Here is a 22,463-nt window from a genome sequence, read left to right as displayed (position 1 = left end):
GTGTTCGCCTGCATCGCCATCGGCGTGTGGCTGGCCTGGACAGCGTGGCCGCTGAAGGCACGCTCAACCGCAGCCGTGTCGTAACAACTCTTGGCGCAGTTATTGCCCTTGGGGAGCACAACTGCGCCAAGACTGGAGCGGGTGACCGGGGTCGAACCGGCAACCTCAACCTTGGAAGGGTCGCGCTCTAGCCAATTGAGCTACACCCGCGCGGCTGCCCAGGTTAGCGATTGGTCAGTCTCCGAACCGCAAAGCAAGCCGGTTCCAGCCGACGAACATCACGCGAGCGAACCCGCCCGTTCTGGCGGTCCGTCGTCGGTGGCAGTTCGCACACCTGACTTCGCACTTTTCGATTTCCGCCAGAATTGCCTTCATGCTCTTGTAGTGGAGTGCAGTGCTGATTGTGAACGACTTATCTCGCAGGTGATCGAAGTCGAGGACGATCGGGTCGGCTTCGCCACAATCAACGCACGGATGCGTTGCGAAGTAGTCGAGGAGCCACATGACCCTTTGGTCGAGGAGCTTCTTCGTCATGGCCGTGGCGTTCGCCAGGTAACGCCGTTTGTTGGCGGCGTAGTGCGCCTTCTTGTACTCGGCGCGGCAAGGACGGCAGTACGAATCTCGCTTGCCTTCCGCCTTGCGACTCCACATGAAGTCGTTGAGCGCCTTCTCCATTCCACACATCGAACAGCGCTTCACTGCTCTGTCCCGAGGACGAGGCGACGGAATCCGCCACGAGCAGCTGTACGTCGTCGGTGGCAATTCGCGCAGCGCACTTCACATTTATCGAGTTCGGTTAGAACCTCGTCCCACGTTCGCCATAGGAACTCTCCGCCGATGTTGAAACGCTTGTCGCGCAGATGGTCGAACTCCAGCACGAGCGGATCGGTCTCGCCGCAGTCGACGCACGGGTGCGTCTCGAGATACCGGACGAGAAAGTCGAGCCGGTCCGCGCGCTTGCGTCGTTTGTAGCGCCTAATTCGTGCGGCGTACGACGTTTTGTTCGAGGCGTAGTGCGCCCGGCTCTTCATCCGCACGCACGCCTTGCAATGGCTTTTGCGCCAGCCTTTCTCCTTGTCCTTCCAGGAGAATTCGGTGAGGGGTTTCTCTTCGCCGCAGCGCGAGCAGCGTTTCATTCGTTCGTTGTACGCCAGGGGTGTAACAAGGCGCCCGATGACAGCAGTAGGCCTCTCGCAGTGAGTTCGTTTTTCGATTACGGCAACCCGACCGAGTCTCACCACTCGGGCTTCGTGTTGTTTGCCGGTCGGGACCCCAAGGACTGGGAAACACTGATCGCCGCCATGGAGCGGCGGCGCTTCCGCCAGGGCGACACGATCCTCGAGGCGGGGGAGAGCGATCGCTCGCTGTACGTCTTGAGCGACGGGACCGTCGAGGTACTCGTCGCCGGGCGTCGCGGTACCAAGCGCACCGGGATCATGGAGACCGGCGCCGTGTTCGGCGAAGTGGCGTTCTTCGATGGCCGACCGCGGTCGGCGACGGTTCGGGCCCTCTCCGACGGCGAGTTGCTCCGCTTGGGCTACGACGAATGGGAGTTGTTGACGGCGCGCCATCCCGAACTCGGCCGCGCCCTGCTGCTCGACCTGGGCTCGCTGATGGCGAGCCGTCTGCGCGCTATCGAACAGCGGCTGTGAACACCGCCGTGGCGTTTCCGAACTACCTGCAAATGCGCCGGCGCGTGCCCGAGCGCGTGTGGGTCGTCGGTCGCATCATCAGTGTGAGTTCGTTTCTGGTGCTGTGCGCGCTGCTGTTCGTCAAGCCGCACCTCGGCCTCACGATCTTCTGGCGGTTCACGGTGCCGGTGCTGCCGGCGGTCTGGCTGATCGTGCCGGGCTTGTGGCGCAACCTCTGCCCGCTGGCGGCGGCGAATCAGGTGCCGCGCGGTCTTGGCATCACTCGCGGCAAGGCGCTGCCCGACGCCATGCTGCGCACCACCTACGCCATCGGTCTCGTGGCGTTCGTCGTGTTGATCTCGCTGCGGCGCGTCGTGTTCGACACCAACGGGCCGGCCACGGCATTGCTCCTGCTCGCCGTCATCGCGCTGGCGTTCACCGGTGGCCTCGCCTTCAAGGGCAAGGCCGGCTGGTGCAGCAGCGTGTGTCCGCTGCTGCCGGTGCAGCGGCTGTACGGCGAGACGCCGTTCGTGTTGAGCGCCAACCGCTACTGCAAACCGTGCGTCGGCTGCGCCAAGAACTGTTACGACTTCAACCCGAAGGTCGCCAAACTCGCCGACCTCGACGACGACGACAAGCGCTACCGCGGCTACCGCGCCGTCTTCGCCGGTGGGTTCCCGGGTTTCATCGTGGCGTTCTTCTCGCTTCACGACGGCGCCGCCGTCCAGCACATCTACACCCGCTACGGGGTGTTCATCGCGGTAAGCCTCGCGGTGTTCGTGCTCCTCGACACGTTCGGCCCGCTCGGCTCGCACCGCACGACGGCACTGTTCGCCGCGCTCGCCATCAACCTCTTCTACTGGCACGTCCTGCCGATCGTCGTCGGTGGCGCGCCATTCGCGCTCGTGTGGACCGGTCGCGCGGCCGTCGGCGCGGCGAGTGTCGTGTGGCTTTCCCGCACCTTCGCCAAGGAGAAGGAGTACCTGCGCGAGGTCGCGCCGGCGCACGCCGTCATTCCCGTCGAAGCGGTCACGGCGAGGCGGCGCGAGGCGGCGGGCGAACCCGTCGTCGACATCGAACCGGAAGGGGTGACGGTCGCGGCACCCGTGGGCACCTCGTTGCTCGAACTGGTCGAGCGCGCCGGCTTGTCGATCGAGGCCGGCTGCCGCATGGGCGTGTGTGGATCCGATCCCGTCGCCGTGCTCGACGGTGGCGACAGCCTCTCGCCGCTGCGGACCCAGGAGGCCGACACGATCGCCCGGTTGGGTCTCGGTGGGGCGACGCGCATGGCGTGCATGGCCCGGGTCAACGGCGACTGCCGCGTCTCGCTCGACGCGCAGAGCGCCGACGCCGGCCCAGTGCCGGAAGTACCTGCGGGCTTCGAGCTCGACGACACGGTCCGCTCCGTCGTCGTCATCGGCAACGGCATCGGCGGGTCGTCGGCCGTGGACCACCTGCGGCGGCTCAACCCCGACTGCGAACTGCACGTGGTCGCCGCCGAACCGCGCCGGCTGTACAACCGCATGGCGATCACGCGGCTCGTCTACGGCCGCTCGGCCATGCACGGCCTGTTCCTGCTGCCCGAGGACTGGTACGACAAGCACAACGTCACCTGCTGGCTCAACACCCGGGCGCGCCGGCTCGACCGCGAGGCACGAGTCGTCCAGCTGGCGACGGGCGAGCAGCTGCACTACGACCGCCTGATCCTGGCCACGGGCGCCAGTGCGGCACGACCACGCATACCGGGCATCGATCTCGCCGGCTGCTTCGTGTTGCGCGACGCCGACGACGCCATCGCGGTTCGGGCCTACGCGCAGCACGACAAGGTGCACCGTGTCGTGGTCGCCGGCGGCGGGCTGCTCGGCATCGAATCGGCGTACGCCGTGCACAAGATGGGGCTCGCGGTGACGCTGCTCAACCGCGGCCCGTACCTCCTCGGGCGTGAACTCGACGCCGCCGCGGCCACGTTGCTGCGCACGTATCTCGAGAACCTGGGCATCGACGTGCTCGCCGACGCCGAACTAGCGAGCGTCACGGGCGAGCGCGACGTCGAAGGTGTCGGACTGCTCGACGGTCGCGCCGTGGCCGCCGACATGCTCCTGGTCTGCACCGGCAACGCGCCGTCAACCGCGCTGGCGCAGGAAGCGGGATTGACCGTTGACCGGGGCGTCGTCGTCGACGAGTTCCTGCGCACCGACGACCCCAACATCTTCGCCGTGGGCGATGCCGCGCAGCCGACGAGCGGCATGCGCGGCCTGTGGCCCGACGCGGCGCACCAAGGCGAGGTGGCGGCGCGCAACGCGCTGGGTGCGCGCGAGCCATACGCGGCGCGGCCCATCGCCACCATCCTCAAGGTCGAGGGATTCGACGTCATGTCGGCGGGCCGCATCAACGCCGTCGAGGGCGACGAGGAGATCGTCGTCGCCGACGACACCAACGGCTACCGCAAGCTCGTGCTGCACGACGGCCGCGTCGCCGGCGCAATCGTCGTCGGCTACCCGCTGCTGTCGGCCGGCGTGCAGGACGCTGTGCGCGACGGCCGCGACGTCACCGACGCCCGCGCCCAGCTGGCGCAGGGCGACTGGTCGACGTTCGACTGACCCGGCCACCTGTCCGGCTGTTTCGTTTGGTCGGGACGGCGAGATTTGAACTCGCGACCCCCTGCTCCCAAAGCAGGTGCGCTACCGCGCTCCTACTTTGCCTTAGCGGCATCTCCGCTGGTCAACCGCTGTATTCGTTGACCGTGGAGACCGTTCCGTAGCCGCAGTTGTCCGGTGTGGTGGGCACGTAGTGGGCACGGACCACGTCGCCCGCGACGCGGTCGTAACCTTGTGGCCGATGCGCTACGACCGGATCACCATCGAGCCCGACAAGATGGGCGGCGTACCGTGCATCCGCGGGCTGCGCGTTCCCGTCGCGACCGTCGTCGGCATGGTCGCCGAAGGCATGACGACGGAAGAGATTCTCGAGGCATATCCGTATCTCGAGCGTGGCGACATTCGGCAAGCGCTTGAGTACGCGGCCGAAGCCGTGCGCGAGCGCGAGCTGCCTCTCCGTCAGGGCGCTTGAAGTTCCTCGTTGACGAGAGCGTCTCGCCGCTCCTCGCAGAACAACTCGGCGCCGCGGGCCACGAAGCTGCGCACGTCTACGACGTGGGCCTCACCAGTCGGTCGGATCAGCAGATCCTTGAGCGCGCGGTCTCCGACGGCTGCGTGCTCATCACCATCGACACCGACTTCGGCGCGTTGATCGCGCGCTCGGGCTCCTCGGTTCCGAGCGTCATCCTGCTCCGTGGCGAAGTCACCCGCCGGCCGCTCAACCAGGTCCAACTCATCTTGGCGAATCTCGACCAAGTCACCGACGACCTGACCGCAGGAGCGGTTGTTGTCATCGGCGACGGCCGCCTGCGCATTCGCCCGCTGCCAATCGCCTGACAGCGCCATATCCGGTATGCGTGGGTCTACCTCCGTTGGAATACGGGCACGGACCTTTAGCGAGCCTTGGCGTAGCTCGTCGCCGAATAGCGTCGATTGCGTGAGCGGCGCGGGGCGTAGATCGTGGGGAGGCCTCGCAATCGTTGGCGACCGGTTATGGCTCCGACCTGATCGGAAGCGCGGTCGCCTTCGTTTCGATCCAGACGGGCTCGTGGTCGTGTCTCGAACCGACGAGCGCCTTCACCGCTGGGAAGCCCTCAATGACGTGGCCGTACCATCCAGAGGCTGGACCATCCGCGGCTATCCAGGTTCGCGGACCAGCAGTGCCGCTGTCGTGGTTAGCGACTACGACCCGGCGCCGGGCGAGTCGCGGCAAGTCGGGTGGCCCGCATCGGAAGCGAAGATCCCGGCATCGTTAAGGACGCCGTTCCACTTCGCGTTCCGAGAAGCGCCCGCGCTCGCAAAGTATGTCGCCGCCACGGACCAAGCCCGGCCCGGTCTGACTGACCCGAGTCGCCTGGCCGCGTTGGTCGACGCGCTTAGGGCCTCGCCGATGTTCCACCGTTACCCACCGGGCGACCACTGGTCGGGCGACAAGATGAACGTTGATCTCGCCATTCACCGGGTGCTAGGCCGAAGCGATCCCCGTTACTTCGATGGCCGGCCGATTCACGGTGAGCACCATCCGCCTGATGACGAGCTGGTGCCGCTGATCCGGGCTCAAATTGCGCCGGGGGTCACGGAGCGTGTCAGCGATGCCCAAATCAGCGAACAGTTGGAACGCTTCAGAGACGTCCGGCCGTGGCCGTTCGACGTCCTGGTCGGCTAACCCGCGTCCTAACGCGACCGGCTCAGCGAGCAGACATGCCGATCCCGAGCGTGGCTCGCGCGACTATTTCGTCGTGAAGCGTCTTCACATTCACTGGGCGTGGGTTCCGGCCGCGACGCTCTGGACGGCGCTCAGCTGGCTCAGGTACGGACCGGTGGTGGCGCTTGCCACTGTCGCAGGTGGACTAGCGCTGGCGGGTTTCGCGGAATGGCGCGCTCGAAGGCGATAGTCCGAGCGCACAAATCGTTCTCGTGGCATATCTGTGGGCGCAGGCTGCGATACCCCCTACGCGCTATGTGCCGTTATGCGCACGTGCATGGGGATGCCAGACCGGCTCCGCGGAGCCGCCGTGACTGCGAGTTACGCCCCGAGGTCGATCCCGTCGTCGGCGGCGAGCCGCTCGCACGCGATCTTGATGGACAGCCCGGCGCGGTCGGCAGCGGCGCGGATCCAGGCGACGCAGGCGCAAAGTGCGTAGTACCAGAGGTCGTCGGTCTGCCACCAGATGACTTCATCGAGGAGGTCAAGTTCGACGCCGCCGCGAACTGCAGCAACCGCGAGCAACGCGTAACGCAGCTTGCGGTCGTCGCGGCCGAAGAATTCGCACTCCGGGAGAAATCGTTCACGAACTCCTTCGTAGGCGAGCGGCTCGTCGCGGGACGCGCCCGCGAGGTCGATTGCGTCGGCGCCGAGGTTGAGCAGAACCTCGCCGGGGAAAGTGTTGTTCTTCGGGTGTAGCGGAGCGAGCTGCGTCGCGAGACCGGGAACATCGTCGCCGCGGGCCAGGCCCTCGAGCACGACTCGTTTGGCTTCGGCGGCGTCTTGTTCGGTTGGTGGCCGACAGGTCTTGGCCATGCCGATGACCATAGAGCGCGGCCGGCGCGTCGCGACTTTCCGTCGCGCGTCGTACGTGGATGAAGTGTCAACCGCACCCACAGGAGGTCACCGTGTCCTGACGCCGCCGGACCAAGTCCGCTTCAGCGACCAAGTCTTCGACCGGACGGACGACCTCGCCCAAATCGCGTTCGGCGCCTGCACTCAGCGCGGTGATCGATCTCTCAGCGGAACGGCACAGAGTTGCCGTTATCGCACGAGATAACGGCGGCGGATTGCTGCGGCCAGAGCTCTCGCCGACGCGGCCGACCTGCGTTATGCCGAAGTGGTCCGCCAGCGCAGCGGCTCACCTTCCCGCCCGATCTTGCGGGAACGCTGCTTCGACGAGCGAACCAAGGGCGCGCTCGGCGGTGGTGTGATTGCGGCTGGCGAGGGACCGGAAGATCGCCCAGGTTTCCTTCGTGATCGTGATGCGGGCGAAGACCCGGGTCTCGGACTCGCCGGGGTGCGTGCGGCGTGGGCGGGGGCGACGGACCTCAGCAGCAACTAGGTCCCCGACGATGACACCGACGGTGGTCCGGCGTGCCACGGCTACGGCCTTGGCCCGGCCCCAGGCCCCGCGGTCCACGACAACATGCGTCGCCTGCTCCGCCGATCGGTAGCTGTCGCGACGCTGCCAGTACGTGCCCTGGGCGCGCGCGATCCGGTCTCGTTCGCGCGCCTCGATCTGTTGGCGGAGCTGGTCGGCGGCGTAGGCCGAGCGCCACTCGTCGTCCAGGACGCGGAGCACGTCACGGACCAGTCGCACTCGATCGCGACGGAAGAGCAGCCGCTCGCTTGCTCGCTCTGCCCAGTCGAGGACCGTCTGCGGGTCGACTTCGTGGAGTGGCGGGCCGTCGGGCACGAGCAGGGCGTCGTCGAGCGCCGCCATCAGCTCAGCAGCGGTTGGCTGCGCCGGCACGTTTGACGCGCGCGACTCGTTTCCGCCATTGCCGCTACGCGGTAATGGCAAGTCTGTGTCGTTCTTCAAGTCGTTGCTGTGTTGTTGACGCGGGTAGAGCGGTTCGGTCATCGATGGCACCTCGCGGGTTCGGGAATGGCTGCACTACATCCACGTACGATCGGTGACCGAAAAGCGCGAAGGCGCGCGATAATTCGTGCAGCTCGGAACCGGCATCGGTTCTCCTAGATCGACCGATCACGTCGGGAGAGCCGTGTGAAGACCACCGAAAGGGCCGCGCGCTTGCTCGTGCTCGCTCGTCAATCCGAGGAGCATGCGATCGAGTGCAGGCGCCAAGCGATCTCGTACGTCCTCGAGGCCCACGACTGCGGCGCGAGCTGGGCTGACATCGGCGCGGCCTTTGGCATCACTCGACAAGCAGCGCACGAGCGCTTCCACGGCGTCAAGCGCCGTACCAGGGATGCTGTGTCACACAGCGCGGCCGACGCCTTGACGCGCAAGGTTGACAACGGGTGATGCTGCCCCGCGACCAGCCCGCTGTGTGACACAGCACGCGGTACGCGTCGCGCTTCGCGGTGCCGGATCGTACGTGGATGTGATTACAGGCCAACCACGAAGGAGCGCCGTGACCATCGCCCATCCAAGACGCCAGCTCCCCGAGCTGCTCGACATCCCCGCCGTCGCCAAGCACCTCGGCGTCAACGTCCGCCACGTCCGCCGCCTCATCGCCGAGCGCCGCATCCCCTTCATCAAGTGGGGTCACCTGATCCGCTTCGACTCCGACGAGATCGCGGCGTGGCTCGACCACAACCGGAGCGCCGCTGACGCGAGGCGATGACGTCACACCGCGGGCGTATTCTGCGATTGCCCGACGGGCCTCGCCGTTCACTCGGCCTCGATGACTCCACGTATCAGGAGGCTCGACCGTGACGGCACGGCGTCGCTTCGGCTCAGTTCGTCGACTTCAATCCGGGCGCTGGCAGGCGCGCTACTGGGACTCCGCCGGCGACCGCATCGGCGCGCCCAACACCTTCGCCACCAGAGGCGACGCGCAACGCTGGCTGTCGGCCGCCGAGACCGACATGGCGCGCGGCGACTGGCACGACCCGCGGCTCGGCGAGGTGGCGTTCCACGAGTGGGCCGACCGCTGGCTGGCCACGAAGGCGCCGCGCCTTGCGCCCGCGACCGAGGATCTGTACCGCTATCTATTGCGGCGTCACGTTGTCCCGCGCTTCGGCAAGACCGACGTCGGCCGGATCACGCCAGCCGCCGTCCAGGCCTGGCTAGCCGACCTCCACGCGACTGATCTGAGCCCAAACACCGTCGCCAAGGCGTACCGCGTCCTCAGTGGCGTGATGGAGGGTGCCGTCGACGCCGGCCTGATCGCCCGCTCGCCCTGCACCTTCAAGGGCGCCGGCACTGAGCGTCACGCCGAGATGTCCGTGGCGACACCTGACGAGGTTGCGGCACTCGCGGCCGCGGTCGGGCCGCGCTGGGAAGCCCTCGTGCTCACCGCCGCCTACAGCGGACTGCGGTGGGGCGAACTCGCCGGGCTACGGCGGTGCGATGTCGACCTCGAGACCAACACCCTGACGGTGAGGCGCAAGCTCGGCGAGGTCAACGGCACGCTCTCGTTCAGTCCGCCGAAGACCGCGGCCGGCAAGCGCACCATCGGCATCCCGTCGTTCGTCGCCGACTCGCTCGCTGCGCACATCGACAACTACGCGCTGCGCGGGCCGGACGGCCTCGTGTTCCCGAGCACCGACGGCGAGCCTTTGCGCCGCAGCAACTTCCGCCGCCGCGTATGGGAGCCGGCAACGAAGGCCGTCGGCGTGAGCGGCTTGCGCTTCCACGACCTGCGCCACACCGCGGCGACACTCGCCGCCGCGAGCGGAACGAGCCTGAAGGCGTTGATGGCGCGCATCGGTCACGCGTCGGCGGACGCGGCGCTGCGCTACCAGCACGTCATCGACGGCCAGGACGCCGACATCGTCCGCTACCTCGAACGCTTCGGCGACGTGGAGCCTTCTACCGGAGTTGAGCGCTGATGCCGAAGCAGCGCCAGCGCCGCGGCGAATCGGTCCCCGACGACGCGGCATTCGTCATCCGAGGCGACCTGCTCGATCCGGATTCGCTCTCCTTCGGCGCGCTCAGGAACTACGAGGTCTACGGGTTCTACGGCGTGTCCGTGTTCGCCGAGGTCGGCGGCCTCACGTGGGCTGAGATCGTGTCGATCACCCGACTCCGAGAGTCCGAGTGGCTCGTCCTGTTCACCGCCCGATCGTTGCTCGACAACGGCCTGGCGCTATGGGACACAGGGCAGGCGCCGCATTACGACATCGTCCACGACGACCTCGATCAACTCGTCAGTCGTATCCTTGGATGTGCACACCGTGTCGTGAAGAACCCACTGAGCGTCGAAGGAGGCTCCGAGTGACACCACCGATTTCTCTCATCGCCGACCTCAACATGGAGGACGACGACGGCCACTGCTGGACGCTCCTCCGCGATGCGGTCGACCCCTCACAGGTGACGGTCGGGGCTGTATTGATCGCGGGGATGCCTCGTTTCTGGTCGGTCGTGCGGATCACGGCCGTAGACGACGACGGACAGGTCCACTTCGTGCAGCTCGACAGGAACGACCCGGCAGCCGTCGAGTTACTCGCGACCGTCGCCTGAGTAGACCTCAGCATCGTGCTCTGGTGGGTGAAGCGACGTGCTGTGCGTGTTCAGCGTGCGGACTTCAGCAGGAAGCTCAACCCTGGCGCACGGGTCCGAATCGTCGCGAGCGACGGGTATTCGCGGTTGCTTCGAATGAACGGTCGAACAGCGACGCTGATTAGGCGACGCGACTTCGGCCCTCTGCGATACGGATGGCTCGTGGAACTTGACGAGCCGCTCGGTGATTGGCGACGCACGACAGTCGCCGATCGCGCGATCGAGGCCTTGGATTAGCCAAGGCGATCTGCTCGCCGGGGCGGGAGCTACGTGCGTCGAGGCTGCGGCGACGAATGAACCGCTGATGACCTCGACTGCCCACGAGGACGCGTCTGACACCGATCCTGGTGGGCACGTAGTGGGCACGGCCGAGAATCGCACCGCGATCGATGAGCCCGGACAGCCTCACTACCAGCACCAATATGGTCGGGACGGCGAGATTTGAACTCGCGACCCCCTGCTCCCAAAGCAGGTGCGCTACCGAGCTGCGCCACGTCCCGTCGAAAGCTGCAGCGTACTGTCACGGCGTGACCGATCTCGTCGCCGAAATCGTGGCGCTCGTTCGCGAGCGTGACGCGCACGTGGTCGGCATCACCGGCGGCATCGCGGTGGGCAAGTCGACGGTGGCCGCGGCGGTGGCGGCCGCACTCGGATGGCCGACAGTGTCGACCGACGGATTCATCCGGCCCGATGCGGGCGACCGCAAGGGCTACGCCGACTCGTACGACGCGCCGGCGATCGCCGGCTTCCTCGACGCCGTGACCAACGACGGCCACGCGATCGCGCCGCGGTACTCCCACTTGCACTACGACGTCGTGGGCCGCGACGACATCACGGGACACGAAGTCGTCCTCGACGGCTTGCACCTCGGCCACGCCAGCATCGGCGTGCGCGACCGCATCGACGTACTCGTGCACCTGGACGCGCCGACCGACGTTTTGCGCGGGTGGTACCTGACGCGATTCCAAGAACTCCGCACCCGGGCCAAAGACGACCCGACGGCGTTCCTGTATCCCTACCGGGATATGGAGCCCGACGTGCTCGACGCGATGGCGCTGCAGGTGTGGCGCGATCTCAACGCGCTGGTGGTCGACGACGAAGTCCGCCCGGCCGAAGCGGCTGCGGACCTGATCGTGCGTTTCGACGCCGACCACAACGTGGCCGAGATCACCCGCCGCTGACGAGCAGTTCGGCGCCGGCGGGTACCTCCGTCGACTCCGCCGAATCGATCCAGCCGTAGGGGAGCGACACCGGCCGCGGCCCTTGGGTATGGCCGCGCTTGGCGCGCGCCGCGTCGGGGTGGGGCAACAGGGATCCGTCGAGGGCGTCGAGCATGGCGTCGAGTTCGGCGAGCGACGACGCCAGCGCCATCGACCGCCGCACCTCACCACCGACCGGATAGCCCGTGAGGTACCAAGCGACGTGCTTGCGGAAGTCGCGCACGGCCGACGCCTCGTCGGCGAAGTCCTCGGCGAGCAACCGGGCGTGGGTGCGCATCGTGTCGGCGACGATCGCTAGCGCCGGCGCGGCCGGCACCGGCTCACCGCGCAGCGCGAGGTCGAGATCGCGGAACAGCCAGGGCCGTCCGAGGCAGCCGCGACCCACGACGACGCCCGCGCACCCCGTTACCTCCATCATGCGGCGGGCGTCGTGCGCCTCCCAGATGTCGCCGTTGCCGAGTACCGGCACGCCGGTGGTGTCGAGCAGCGCGACGAGATCGGCGATGCGGCGCCAATCGGCTACGCCGGAGTACAGCTGCTCGGCGGTGCGGGCGTGCAAAGCAACCGCGGCGACGCCGGCGTCGGCCGCGGCGCGGGCCGCCCGCAGGTAGGTGATGTGTTCGTCGGAGACCCCGACGCGCATCTTCACGGTGACGGGGACGTCGCCCGCCGCGCCTACCGCGGCGGTGACGATGGCGGTGAACAAGTTGTGATGCAGCGGCAGGGCGGCACCGCCGCCGAGCTTGGTCACTTTCGGGACGGGGCAGCCGAAGTTCAAGTCGACGTGGTCGACGCCCACGTCGTCGACCAGGATCGCCACGGCGCGCCCCATCACGTCGGGGTCGACGCCGTAGAGCTGGACGGAATGAACGGGCTCACCCTCGGCGCGGGCCACCATGCGCGCCGTCTTGCGGTTGCCCTCGACCAGCGCGCGCGCCGTGACCATCTCGCTCACGTACAACCCGCCGCCGTAGCACCGGCACAGGCGCCGGAACGCGGTGTTGGTCACACCCGCCATCGGCGCGAGCACCACCGGCGGATCGACGACGAGGGGCCCGATGCTCAGTCCCACAGGTCCACCACTGAGATCCCCACGACCGCCAAGAGTTGACGGAATAGCGGTAGCGAGATGCCGATTACCGCGCCAGGGTCGCCTTCGACACCCTCGACGAAGGGCGCGGAGCGTCCGTCGAGCGTGAACGCGCCGGCCACGGCCAGCGGTTCGCCCGACGCCACGTAGGCGGCGATCTCGTCGTCGCTCGGCGTGCCGAAGCGCACGAGCGTCGCCGCCACGTCGGCGGCGCGCCGGCCCGTCCGTACGTCGATCACGCAGTGGCCGGTTGTGAGCACGCCGTGATTGCCACGCATCATCTTCCACCGCAGTACTGCTTCCTCGGCGCTGGCCGGCTTGCCGAGCGACGCGCCGTCGAACGCCAGTATCGAGTCGCAGCCGACGACGATGGCGTCGGCCGCCTCCACCCGCGCCGCGACCGCCTCGGCCTTGCGTTCCGCGAGCGCGCGAGCCTGTTCAGAAGTGGACAAATGGTCTAGGTCGTCCTCATCCACCCCGCTGACGATCACTTCCGGCGCGAAACCCGCCATGGTCAGCTGGCGTAACCGGGCGGGCGACGCCGACGCGAGGACGAGGCGACGCCTGGGCATCCCCAATCGTCGCGCATGGCCGTTGGTCCCAAGTTGCGCCGCCGGTGGTCAAAACATTTGAGACGCGGCCGAAAGGTGAAGATATGGCCGAAGACGCGTTCGCGCGACCGCTTCTCGGCGGACGATATCGCTGCGACCGGTTGCTCAAAGCGGGCGCCGGCGTTGAGACGTTCGCGGGCGTTGATATCGAGTCGCGTTCAGCGATCATCGTCAAGCGCGTCGCCAGCGACGGTCGGATGGATCGTGCGTGGGTTCGCCTGGCGCACGAAGCCGAAGTACTGCGGCGCCTCGAGAGCCGCTCGTTCCGTGCGCCGGTCACGACCGGGCGCGAAGACGGCAGCTTCTACATGGTGCGGCCCGCCGTCGAAGGCATCAACCTTTCCGAACGACTCAGCCGCGGCCGCTTGACCATCGAGTCGTCGCTGCGCGTCGGCATGCATCTGCTCGAAGCGCTCCAGCAGGCGCACGATCACAACATCCTGCACCGGGACGTGAAGCCGGCCAACGTGATCGTCGACGAGGCCGAGCCCGTCGATCGCGTCGTGCTCATCGACTTCGGCTTCGCCCGCAGCCCGACGCTCGACCTCGACGTGCGCGACGACCGCGTCGGCACGGCGCGCTACCTCGCGCCTGAGGCGGCGGGGCTGCTCGAGCGCGAGGTCGACGAGCGCTCGGACCTGTACTCCTTCGGCGTCGTCCTCTTCGAGTGCGTGGCGGGGCGCGCGCCGTTCGAAGCCGAAGATGTGGGCCAGCTGTTGCGTCAGCACCTCAATGCCGCGCCGCCGTCGCTGCGTGAGTTGCGCGCTGACGTGCCGCGCGCGCTCGACGCCGTCGTGCAGCGACTGCTGCGCAAAGACCCGGCGGAGCGCTATCAGTCGGCGGGCGCGGTGCTCGAGGATCTGCGCGAGATCCACGACGCCATCCTGCGCGGCAACCCCGATCCCGTCATCGTCGTCGGTGCGCACGACAACCGTCCGGTCCTCACCGAGCCCGCGTTCGTCGGGCGCACCGCCGAACTGGCGCTGCTGGCCCATACCGTCGACGTTGCGGCGGCGGGCGAGGGCGGGCTCGTGCTGCTCGAAGCCGAATCGGGCGGCGGCAAGTCCCGGCTGCTCGAGGAGTTGGCACTGCGGGTCGGCAATGCGGCATGGGTGTTGCGCGGCCAGGGCGTCGACCAGGGCGCGCAGCGGCCCTTCCAGGTGCTCGAGGGTCTCGTGCAGGCGGTGAACGCCGCGGCCGTCGACGACCCCGACGTCGCCGTCGCCCTGCGCGAGCGCGTGGGCGACCGCGCCGACGCGGTGGTCGCTGCCCTGCCAGACCTCGCGGCAACCTTCGACATCGACGCGGTGGTGAACCTGGGCCCCGAGGCCTACGGCGAGACGCGCAGCATCGCCGCCATCAACGTGTTGTTGCAGGCGCTCGGCCAGACCGGTCGCCCGGCGGTCGTGCTACTCGACGACTGCCAGTGGGCCGACGCCTCCACCCTCAAGCTGCTCGCCGAGTGGCCCACGGAATCGCCGTGCCGCACGATCGTCATCGCGGCCTTCCGTACCGAGGAGGTCCCCGTCAGCCATCCGCTGCGGCGCGGGCACCCGATCGCCCACGTCAAGCTGCAGGCCTTCGGGGTCGCCGACGTCGAGAGCCTCGCCGAGTCGATGGCGGGCTCGCTGCCTGCTGCCGCCATCGACACCGTCGCCGCGCTGTCCGAAGGCAGTCCGTTCATGGCCGCCGCCGTCCTGCGCGGCCTGGTCGAGACCGGCGCGCTGGTGCACGAAGCGCGCGGGTGGCGCGTCGACGAAGTGCGTCTCGCCGATGCCCAGACGTCACGGCGCGCCGCGCTGTTCCTGCTGCGCCGCCTCGAGTTGCTGGCCCCCACGACCCTCGAACTGCTCACCGTGGGCGCCATCCTCGGCAAGGAGTTCGACGCCAATCTTGCGGCCGAGTTGTGCCGGCAGGACTCGGTGACCGTCGCGTCGGCGCTGAGCGAAGCCGCGCAACGCCGGATCGTGTGGCCCGAGGAGACCACGGGCCACGCCCGCTTCCTCCACGACAAACTGCGTGAGGCGCTGCTCAGCCGCATCAGCACCGACGAACGCGCCAGCCTGCACCTGCGGGCCGCGCAGCGCATCGAGAGCCTCGACGCCGACCGCACGTTCGAACTGGCGTACCACTTTGACGCGGCGCGCCGCGACGACCTGGCGCTGCCGTACGCCCTGCGCGCCGCCGAGACGGCGCGCGCACAGCACTCGCTCGACGTGGCGCTGCGCAACTACCGCATCGCCGAAGCCGCGCTGCGTACGAGCGGCGGTTCCGACGCCGACCGCGCCGGCGTGGCCGAGTCTCTTGGCGACGTCCTCACGTTGCAGGGCGCGTACGACGAGGCGGCCGCAAAGCTGTCCGCGGCGCTCGAACACGCGTCGACCGACGGTCGCCGCGCCGCCCTGATGGGCAAGCTGGGCGAGGTCGCGTTCAAGAAGGGCGACCAGCGTTCGGCGCGAGCCCACATCGAAGCGGCCGTCAACGAGTTGGGGGGACGCCTGCCGAAGAATTCAGTGGCGCTGCTGTGCGCGCTGGTGTTCGAAGTGGTCGTGCAGGCCGGGCACTCGATCGCGCCGCGGTTGTTCCTGAACCGTCGCTCGCTCGAGGGCTCCGAACGTACCTTCCTCCTCATCCGGCTCTACAGCCGGCTCGCCTACGTGTACTGGTTCAGCGCCGGCAAGGTGGCGTGCGCGTGGGCGCACTTGCGCGAGATGAACATGGCGGAGCGTTATCCACCGACCCTGGAGTTGGCGCAGGCCTACTCCGAACACGCGCCGGTGATGACGATGGCGCCGTGGTTGAAGCGCGGCATTCAGTACGTCGAGCGCTCGCTGAAGATCCGCACCGACCTCGGCGACCTATGGGGCCAGGGCCAGTCGCTCAACTTCTACGGTGTGTCGCTGTACGCCGCGTCGCGCTACCGCGAAGCGATCGAGAAGCTCGAAGAGGCGTACCGGTTGCTGGATCAAACGGGCGACCGCTGGGAAGCCAACGTCGCGCTGTGGAACAAGGCGTTCGCTCACTACCGCCTCGGAGAGCTCAACGACGCCGTGCGCATCGGACGCCGGCTGCACGAGACCGCCACTGCGATGGGCGACATGACCGCCGCGGGTGCCGCGCTGAGTGCGTGGTCGCGTGCGTCGGCGGGCCAAGTGCCAGCGGAGCTGATCCGCACGCAGCTCGACTACGGCCTCGAAGACGCCCAGACCGACGCCGACGTCAACCTGGCCGACGCGGTGCGGCTGCTGGGTGAGCACGACTACGCCGGCGCCGTCGAGGTGCTGCGCAAGGCGGCGGCCATCGTGCGCGACGCCGGCCTGCGCCAGGAGTACATCGCTCCGGTGCAGCCGTGGCTCGCCACTGCCCTGCGTGAACTGGCCGAGTCGAAGCCGCCGTGGGATCTGAGCGAACGCCGCGCCGCGCTTATCGAGGGCAAGCGCGCCGTGCGTGCTGCGCGGCGGATCGCGTTCTTCTACCGCAACAACTGGCCGCACGCGCTGCGGGAGGCGGCGCTCTACGCCGCCATCGGCGGCCGCTCGCGCACGGCGCAGCGGCTCATGGCCAAGAGCCTCGACGCGGCCGAAGCGCAAGACGCTATGTACGAGCGCCTGCTGACGCTGCGGGCGTGGGCGTCGCTGGGCGTCGACGTGCGCGGCACGCCGGCCGCCGTGCTGCGGGAGTCGGCCGAAGCCGAACTCGCGCTGCTGGTGCCCGAGGTGGCGAAGCTCGAAACCGAAGAAGTCGAAGGGACGTTGCAGTCGCTGTCGTTGCTGGACCGCTTCGCCACGCTGCTGGCGGCAGGGCGCGAGATCGCGGCAGCGACCACCGCCGAGGGCGTGGTCACCGCGGTCAAGCACGCGTCGGTGGCGCTGTTGCGCGGCGATCAATGCGAGATGTTCCCGGTGCCCGACGACGCGACCACGCTGCAAAACGTCAGCCGCACGATCGTGCGTCGCGCCGTCGAAGAGCGTTCTGTTGTCGCGCTGTCCGCGCTCGACGGCGACGTCCTCGACAGCTCCGAGAGCATCGAACTCTCGGGGGTGCGCTCGGCGCTGTGTGCGCCCGTGATGCGCGATGGCGACGTGGTCGCGCTGGTCTACGTCAGCCACAACGGATTCGAGGACCTTTTCGGTGCCGACGAGATCCGCATCGCCGAGTTCATCGCCACCCTCGCTGGTGCCGCGATGGAACACGTCGCCAACACCGAAGCCGAACTGCGCCAGATGCTCGACGACCTGACGGTGACGTCGTCGCTGCTCGAGGCCGCGCTCGACGCCACCATCGACGGCATCCTCGTCGTCGATCTCGACGGGCGCATGACGAGTTACAACCGTCGCTTCGCCGAGATGTGGGGGATTCCGGCGTCGGTGCTCGAACGGCGCGACGACAACGAGGCGACGCGTTACGTCCTCGACCGCCTCGTCGACCCCGACGACTTCATCCGGAAAGTCAACGAGCTGTACGCCGCCCCGGGCGCCGAGAGTTACGACACGATCGAATTCAAGGACGGCCGGGTGTTCGAGCGCGGCTCGAAGCCCCAACGCATCGGCGACCAGATCGTCGGGCGCGTGTGGAGCTTCCGTGACGTAACCGAACGCGTGCGCACCGAGCAGGCGCTCGCCGTCGCCCGCGACAAGGCGATGGAAGCGAGCCGCCTCAAGTCCGAATTCGTCGCCACCACCAGCCACGAGATCCGCACGCCGATGAACGGCGTCATCGGCCTCACCGGGCTGTTGCTCGAGACCGATCTCACCGATTTGCAGCGCGAGTACGCCGAGGCGGTGCGCATGTCTGCCGAGGCGTTGCTCGGCGTCATCAACGACATTCTCGACTTCTCCAAGATCGAAGCGGGCAAGCTAGAGCTCGAGAGCATCGACTTCGACCTGCCTGCCGCCCTCGAGGACGTCGCCAGCCTCGTGGCGCGCGGCGCGGCGGCGAAGCATCTCGAACTCACGTGGGGCTGTGAGCCCGGCGTGCCCACGAGTATCCGCGGCGACGTCGGCCGCCTCCGCCAGATCCTGCTCAACCTGCTCGCCAACGCGGTCAAGTTCACGGAACACGGCGGCGTGCGGGTGCGCGTCGCCAAGACGGGCGTACTCGACGACGGCCGCACCCAACTGCGCTTCGAAGTGATCGACACGGGCGTCGGGTTGCGCCCTGAGGACAGCGAGCGCCTGTTCGAGCCGTTCTCCCAGGCGGACGCGTCGACGACGCGCCGCTTCGGTGGCACCGGGCTCGGCCTCGCCATCTGCTCGCGCCTCTCCGAAGCGATGGGCGGCACGATCGGCGTCGAGAGCGAGTTCGGGGTCGGCTCGACCTTCTGGGTCGAGATTCCCTTTAGCGTCGTCAGCGTCGCCGCCGCGCCGGCTGAGACCGAGGCGCCGACCACACCGGTGAGCCTGCGCCCGGCGACCCCACCGCGGCGTGGCGGCCGGATCCTCGTGGCCGAGGACAATGCCATCAACCAGCTGGTCGCCAAGGAGATGATCCGTCGGCTCGGCTACGAGTGCGACGTCGTCGGTAACGGCGCCGAGGCGCTCGAGGCCCTGCGGTTGCGCCCGTACGCCGCCGTCCTGATGGACTGCTACATGCCCGAGATGGACGGCTTCGCCGCCACTCGCGAGTTGCGCGCCCGAGAGGAGGCCGATGGTGCCGACCGGACGCCAGTCATCGCGATGACGGCGCTGGCGATGGCCGAAGACCGCGATCGCTGCACGGAATCGGGTATGGACGACTACGTCTCGAAGCCCGTGAACCTGACCGCCTTGGGCTCGACGCTGGAGCGATGGGTGTCGGGTCGCGCCGTCGCCACTGCATGACCAGGCCAAGGAAAGGGATTGCTTCCGCGCGCCAGTACACTGCTGACTTCCTATGAAAGCGGTCGCTGAACCCCTCGAGGGCAACAAAGTCAAGCTGTCCGTCGAGGTCGACGAGGCCGAATTCGAAAAAGCGGTCGACGCGGCGTTCCGCCGGCTCGCCCGCGAGGTCAAAATCGACGGGTTCCGCCCCGGCAAGGCGCCCCGGCGCGTCCTCGAAGCGAAGCTTGGCGCCGGCGTGGCGCGTGAAGAGGCCATTCGCGTCGAGCTGGAGAAGTACTACGTCACCGCCCTGCGCGAGACCGACACCGACGCCATCGCCTCGCCTGACATCGACATCACGTCGGGCGAGGAGACCGGCCCGCTGGTGTTCGACGCCGTCGTCGAGGTGCGCCCCGTCATCACGGTGCCGGGCTACAACGCGCTGAAGGTGGTCGTCCCCCGGCCTGAGCCGTCCGAGGACGACATCACCGCCCAGATCGACCGGCTACGCAACCAAGGCGCCGAGCTCAACGACGTCGATCGCGACTGCCGCAACGGCGACGCCGTCGTCATCGACATCCACGGTTCGCAAAACGACGAGATCGTTCCCGGGCTCGAGGCCACCGATCTCACCTACGAGGTCGGCACCGGCACGCTCGTCGAAGGTCTCGACGAGGCGATCACCGGCGCCAAAGCCGGCGACGTCGTCACGTTCACGCACGAGGTCCCGGGCCACGAGGGCGAAGTCGCCTTCAAGGTGCTCGTGAAGAGCGTGAAGGAGAAGGTGCTGCCCGCAGTCACCGACGAGTGGGCGAGCGAAGTCTCCGAGTTCGACACCGTCGAGGAACTGCGCGCCGATCTGGTGAAGCGCATGACCACGGTGCGCAAAGCCAATGCGCAGATGACGCTGCGATCGGGTGTTGCCGAGGCGCTCGCCGACCTGGTGGTCGACGTCATGCCCGACGCGCTGATCGACGGCGAGGTCTCACGCCGCGTCGAAGACCTGGCGCACCGCTTGTCGCATCAGGGCGCAACGCTCCAGCAGTGGCTCGAGGCCACCGGCCAGTCGCCCGAAGACTTTCTCGCCTCGCACCGCGAGGACGCCGTCGGCAACGTCAAGGTCGACTTGGCACTGCGCGCCGTCGTCGCCGCCGAAGGCATCGAGATCTCCGACGACGAACTCGACGAGGAACTGGCGAAGGTTGCCGAGAGCGCCGGTGAGAAGCCCGCCAAGCTGCGCAAACAACTCGAGGCCAACGGCGTCCTGCCGGCGGTCAAACTCGATCTGGCCAAAGCGAAGGCGCTGCAGTGGCTGATCGACAATGCTGAAGTAGTCGACGAAGAAGGACAACCGATCGATGTGGCCGCGTTGACGGCGGCTCCAGAGACAGATGGTGAGGAAAACGAGTAATGGAACCGACCTACAACTACCTCGTGCCGACCGTCGTCGAGAGTTCGAGCCGGGGCGAGCGCGCCTACGACCTGTACTCCCGCATGCTCAAGGAGCACGTCATCTTCCTCGGCACGCCGATCGACGACACGATTTCCAACCTCATTTGTGCGCAAATGCTGTTCTTGGAGTCGGAAAACGCCGACAAGCCCATATCGCTCTACATCAATTCACCGGGCGGTGAGATCACGGCCCTGCTGGCCATCTACGACACCATGCGCTACGTCGGTAACGAAATTCACACCTTCTGCTACGGCCAGGCGGCCTCGGCTGCAGCCGTGCTGCTTGCTGGAGGCACCAAGGGTCGCCGTTACGCGCTGCCCCACGCCCGTATCCTGATGCATCAGCCCTACGGCGGAGCCGCCGGACAGGCAACCGATATCGAGATTCAGGCGAAGGAGATCCTCCGCATGAAGGACCTGCTCAACCAGATGCTGGCGGCCGACACCGGTCAGCCCTTCGAGCGTGTCGCCAAGGACACGGAGCGTGACTTCATCATGAGCGCGGAAGAAGCTCAGGCCTACGGCGTTATCGACGAAGTGATTTCGACCCGTCTTCCCGTTTCCGAGCACGCGCTCGGCGCGGCATAGGAGCAGCAAACGATGGCGCGACTCGGCGACGGCAGCGATCTGGTCAAGTGCAGCTTCTGCGGTAAGACGCAGAAGCAGGTCAAGAAACTGATCGCCGGCCCCGGTGTGTACATCTGCGATGAGTGCATCGAGTTGTGCAACGACATCATCGAGGAAGATCTGGCGGAGGCGAGCGAGCTCAAGTTCGAAGAGCTGCCCAAGCCACGCGAGATCTTCTCCTTCCTGAACGACTACGTCGTCGGCCAGGACCACGCCAAGAAGATCCTGTCGGTGGCCGTCTACAACCACTACAAGCGCGTGCAGGCCGGCGCCCACGACCCCGAGGTCGAACTCGGCAAGTCGAATATTCTGCTCATCGGCCCAACGGGTTGTGGCAAGACGTATCTCGCCCAGACGCTGGCGCGCATGCTCAACGTGCCCTTCGCCATCGCCGACGCCACCGCGTTGACCGAGGCCGGCTATGTCGGCGAAGACGTCGAGAACATCCTCCTCAAGCTGATCCAGGCCGCCGACTACGACGTCAAGAAGGCCGAGACCGGCATTATCTACATCGACGAGATCGACAAGATCGCCCGCAAGAGCGAGAACCCGTCGATCACGCGCGACGTGTCGGGCGAAGGCGTGCAGCAGGCGCTGCTCAAGATCCTCGAAGGCACCACGGCGTCGGTGCCGCCCCAGGGCGGGCGCAAGCACCCGCATCAAGAATTCATTCAGATCGACACCGGCAACATCCTGTTCATCTGCGGCGGCGCGTTCGCCGGCATGGACAAGATCATCGAAAGCCGCATCGGCAAGACCGGCATCGGCTTCGGTGCAACGATCAATCGCAAGTCGAGCGACGTCGGCGAGTTGATGCTCCAGGTGCAGCCCGAGGACCTGCTCAAGTTCGGCCTCATCCCCGAGTTCGTCGGCCGGCTGCCTGTCATCGGCGCGGTGTCGAATCTCGACAAGGACGCGCTGGTCCAGATCCTCGTCGAGCCGAAGAACGCCGTGGTCAAGCAGTACCAGCGCATGTTCGAACTCGACGGCGTGCAGTTGGAGATGAAGCACGACGCCCTCGAGGCTGTTGCCGAGCAGGCCCTCCTGCGCGGCACCGGCGCCCGCGGTTTGCGGGCCATCCTCGAAGAGGTGCTGCTCGACGTCATGTACGACGTGCCGAGCCGCACCGACATCGGCAAGTGCGTCGTCGACCGGGCCGTGGTCCTCGACAAGGTCGCTCCCACGCTCACCCCGCGCAGCGAAGTGCCGCCGTCGGACAAGCCAAGGCGCGCGGCTTCCTAACCTCCCCGGGTCCAAC

General features: G+C 67.5%; 21 protein-coding genes and 2 tRNA genes. 15 read left to right on the top strand and 8 right to left on the bottom strand.

The genetic code is table 11. From position 1 onward, the window contains the following. Positions 1–133 precede the first annotated feature (133 nt). From VHC63_18895 to VHC63_18885, 3 genes are all read right to left on the bottom strand, one after another. Positions 134–210, bottom strand: a tRNA-Gly gene (locus tag VHC63_18895). A 24-nt stretch (positions 211–234) separates the two neighbouring features. Then, positions 235–675, bottom strand: coding sequence for a hypothetical protein (locus VHC63_18890; protein ID HVV38682.1), 441 nt, complete (start codon positions 673–675; stop codon positions 235–237). 20 nt (positions 676–695) lie between these two features. Beyond that, complete coding sequence (locus VHC63_18885; protein HVV38681.1) at positions 696–1,136, bottom strand: hypothetical protein; 441 nt, start codon at positions 1,134–1,136, stop codon at positions 696–698. 60 nt (positions 1,137–1,196) lie between these two features. Here VHC63_18885 and VHC63_18880 point away from each other — a divergent pair, with 60 nt between their 5' ends. The 5 genes from VHC63_18880 (at position 1,197) to VHC63_18860 (ending at position 5,894) form a co-directional block, all read left to right on the top strand. Further along, a complete protein-coding gene (locus tag VHC63_18880) occupies positions 1,197–1,652 on the top strand; it encodes a cyclic nucleotide-binding domain-containing protein (protein ID HVV38680.1) in 456 nt (151 codons plus the stop codon). After that, a complete protein-coding gene (locus VHC63_18875; GenBank protein ID HVV38679.1) occupies positions 1,649–4,231 on the top strand; it encodes an FAD-dependent oxidoreductase in 2,583 nt (860 codons plus the stop codon). The genes VHC63_18880 and VHC63_18875 overlap by 4 nt, the downstream gene beginning before the upstream one ends. A gap of 238 nt (positions 4,232–4,469) precedes the next feature. Continuing rightward, positions 4,470–4,700 (top strand): DUF433 domain-containing protein, encoded by a 231-nt coding sequence (locus VHC63_18870; GenBank protein HVV38678.1) that lies wholly within the window; start codon positions 4,470–4,472, stop codon positions 4,698–4,700. Continuing rightward, a complete protein-coding gene (locus VHC63_18865; GenBank protein ID HVV38677.1) occupies positions 4,697–5,065 on the top strand; it encodes a DUF5615 family PIN-like protein in 369 nt (122 codons plus the stop codon). Before VHC63_18870 ends, VHC63_18865 begins: the two co-directional genes overlap by 4 nt. 217 nt (positions 5,066–5,282) lie before the next feature. Further along, positions 5,283–5,894 carry a hypothetical protein gene (locus VHC63_18860; protein HVV38676.1) on the top strand — a complete coding sequence of 204 codons (612 nt, stop codon included), beginning with the start codon at positions 5,283–5,285 and terminating at the stop codon, positions 5,892–5,894. A 360-nt stretch (positions 5,895–6,254) separates the two neighbouring features. Here VHC63_18860 and VHC63_18855 read toward each other — a convergent pair whose 3' ends face one another. Then, positions 6,255–6,749 carry a hypothetical protein gene (locus tag VHC63_18855; protein ID HVV38675.1) on the bottom strand — a complete coding sequence of 165 codons (495 nt, stop codon included), beginning with the start codon at positions 6,747–6,749 and terminating at the stop codon, positions 6,255–6,257. Positions 6,750–7,074: 325 nt separating this feature from the next. Next, positions 7,075–7,800, bottom strand: coding sequence for a hypothetical protein (locus tag VHC63_18850; GenBank protein ID HVV38674.1), 726 nt, complete (start codon positions 7,798–7,800; stop codon positions 7,075–7,077). Positions 7,801–7,944: 144 nt separating this feature from the next. Between VHC63_18850 and VHC63_18845 the strand changes: the two genes are divergently transcribed. From VHC63_18845 to VHC63_18825, 5 genes are all read left to right on the top strand, one after another. Beyond that, entirely contained in the window at positions 7,945–8,205 is a 261-nt protein-coding gene (locus VHC63_18845; GenBank protein HVV38673.1) for a hypothetical protein, read from the top strand. Between the two features lie 109 nt (positions 8,206–8,314). Further along, positions 8,315–8,527, top strand: a complete 213-nt coding sequence (locus VHC63_18840) for a helix-turn-helix domain-containing protein (GenBank protein ID HVV38672.1) — start codon at positions 8,315–8,317, stop codon at positions 8,525–8,527. A gap of 88 nt (positions 8,528–8,615) precedes the next feature. Beyond that, positions 8,616–9,737 (top strand): site-specific integrase, encoded by a 1,122-nt coding sequence (locus VHC63_18835; GenBank protein ID HVV38671.1) that lies wholly within the window; start codon positions 8,616–8,618, stop codon positions 9,735–9,737. Continuing rightward, complete coding sequence (locus VHC63_18830) at positions 9,737–10,126, top strand: hypothetical protein (GenBank protein HVV38670.1); 390 nt, start codon at positions 9,737–9,739, stop codon at positions 10,124–10,126. The genes VHC63_18835 and VHC63_18830 overlap by 1 nt, the downstream gene beginning before the upstream one ends. Next, a complete protein-coding gene (locus tag VHC63_18825) occupies positions 10,123–10,368 on the top strand; it encodes a hypothetical protein (protein HVV38669.1) in 246 nt (81 codons plus the stop codon). Before VHC63_18830 ends, VHC63_18825 begins: the two co-directional genes overlap by 4 nt. Positions 10,369–10,830: 462 nt before the next feature. On the opposite strand, the gene VHC63_18820 is transcribed toward VHC63_18825, so the two are convergent. Then, positions 10,831–10,907: transfer RNA gene (locus tag VHC63_18820), tRNA-Pro, on the bottom strand. A gap of 27 nt (positions 10,908–10,934) precedes the next feature. Here VHC63_18820 and VHC63_18815 point away from each other — a divergent pair. Beyond that, on the top strand, positions 10,935–11,588 hold the full coding sequence (locus VHC63_18815; protein ID HVV38668.1) for a hypothetical protein: 654 nt from the start codon (positions 10,935–10,937) through the stop codon (positions 11,586–11,588). Here the strand turns inward: VHC63_18815 and dusB are convergent. Continuing rightward, on the bottom strand, positions 11,575–12,699 hold the full coding sequence (gene dusB / locus VHC63_18810; GenBank protein HVV38667.1) for a tRNA dihydrouridine synthase DusB: 1,125 nt from the start codon (positions 12,697–12,699) through the stop codon (positions 11,575–11,577). The genes VHC63_18815 and dusB overlap by 14 nt on opposite strands. After that, positions 12,690–13,289 carry a Maf family protein gene (locus VHC63_18805; protein ID HVV38666.1) on the bottom strand — a complete coding sequence of 200 codons (600 nt, stop codon included), beginning with the start codon at positions 13,287–13,289 and terminating at the stop codon, positions 12,690–12,692. The genes dusB and VHC63_18805 overlap by 10 nt, the downstream gene beginning before the upstream one ends. 83 nt (positions 13,290–13,372) lie before the next feature. On the opposite strand from VHC63_18805, the gene VHC63_18800 reads away from it, so the two are divergent. Genes VHC63_18800 through clpX form a run of 4 tightly spaced genes read left to right on the top strand, consistent with a single transcriptional unit; the run spans position 13,373 to position 22,447 of the window. Next, the gene (locus VHC63_18800) at positions 13,373–19,147 is read left to right on the top strand and encodes an ATP-binding protein (GenBank protein HVV38665.1); all 5,775 of its coding nucleotides are present in this window, start codon (positions 13,373–13,375) and stop codon (positions 19,145–19,147) included. A 52-nt stretch (positions 19,148–19,199) separates the two neighbouring features. Then, positions 19,200–20,537, top strand: a complete 1,338-nt coding sequence (gene tig, locus VHC63_18795) for a trigger factor (protein ID HVV38664.1) — start codon at positions 19,200–19,202, stop codon at positions 20,535–20,537. Continuing rightward, entirely contained in the window at positions 20,537–21,166 is a 630-nt protein-coding gene (locus tag VHC63_18790; protein HVV38663.1) for an ATP-dependent Clp protease proteolytic subunit, read from the top strand. Before tig ends, VHC63_18790 begins: the two co-directional genes overlap by 1 nt. Positions 21,167–21,178: 12 nt before the next feature. Next, on the top strand, positions 21,179–22,447 hold the full coding sequence (clpX, locus tag VHC63_18785) for an ATP-dependent Clp protease ATP-binding subunit ClpX (protein HVV38662.1): 1,269 nt from the start codon (positions 21,179–21,181) through the stop codon (positions 22,445–22,447). Positions 22,448–22,463 lie beyond the last annotated feature (16 nt).

The organism is Acidimicrobiales bacterium, assembly GCA_035546775.1.
GTDB lineage: Bacteria > Actinomycetota > Acidimicrobiia > Acidimicrobiales > JACCXE01 > JACCXE01.
The sequence above is the reverse complement of the archived record's forward strand: the minus strand, read 5'-3'. Positions and strand labels throughout refer to the sequence as shown.

Coding starts and splice junctions, on each gene's coding strand:
- VHC63_18890 (HVV38682.1), bottom strand. CDS start 675: ATGGAGAAGGCGCTCAACGACTTCATGTGGAGTCGCAAGGCGGAAGGC.
- VHC63_18885 (HVV38681.1), bottom strand. CDS start 1,136: ATGAAACGCTGCTCGCGCTGCGGCGAAGAGAAACCCCTCACCGAATTC.
- VHC63_18870 (HVV38678.1), top strand. CDS start 4,470: ATGCGCTACGACCGGATCACCATCGAGCCCGACAAGATGGGCGGCGTA.
- VHC63_18855 (HVV38675.1), bottom strand. CDS start 6,749: ATGGCCAAGACCTGTCGGCCACCAACCGAACAAGACGCCGCCGAAGCC.
- VHC63_18850 (HVV38674.1), bottom strand. CDS start 7,800: ATGACCGAACCGCTCTACCCGCGTCAACAACACAGCAACGACTTGAAG.
- VHC63_18830 (HVV38670.1), top strand. CDS start 9,737: ATGCCGAAGCAGCGCCAGCGCCGCGGCGAATCGGTCCCCGACGACGCG.
- VHC63_18805 (HVV38666.1), bottom strand. CDS start 13,289: ATGCCCAGGCGTCGCCTCGTCCTCGCGTCGGCGTCGCCCGCCCGGTTA.
- VHC63_18800 (HVV38665.1), top strand. CDS start 13,373: ATGGCCGAAGACGCGTTCGCGCGACCGCTTCTCGGCGGACGATATCGC.
- tig (HVV38664.1), top strand. CDS start 19,200: ATGAAAGCGGTCGCTGAACCCCTCGAGGGCAACAAAGTCAAGCTGTCC.
- VHC63_18790 (HVV38663.1), top strand. CDS start 20,537: ATGGAACCGACCTACAACTACCTCGTGCCGACCGTCGTCGAGAGTTCG.
- clpX (HVV38662.1), top strand. CDS start 21,179: ATGGCGCGACTCGGCGACGGCAGCGATCTGGTCAAGTGCAGCTTCTGC.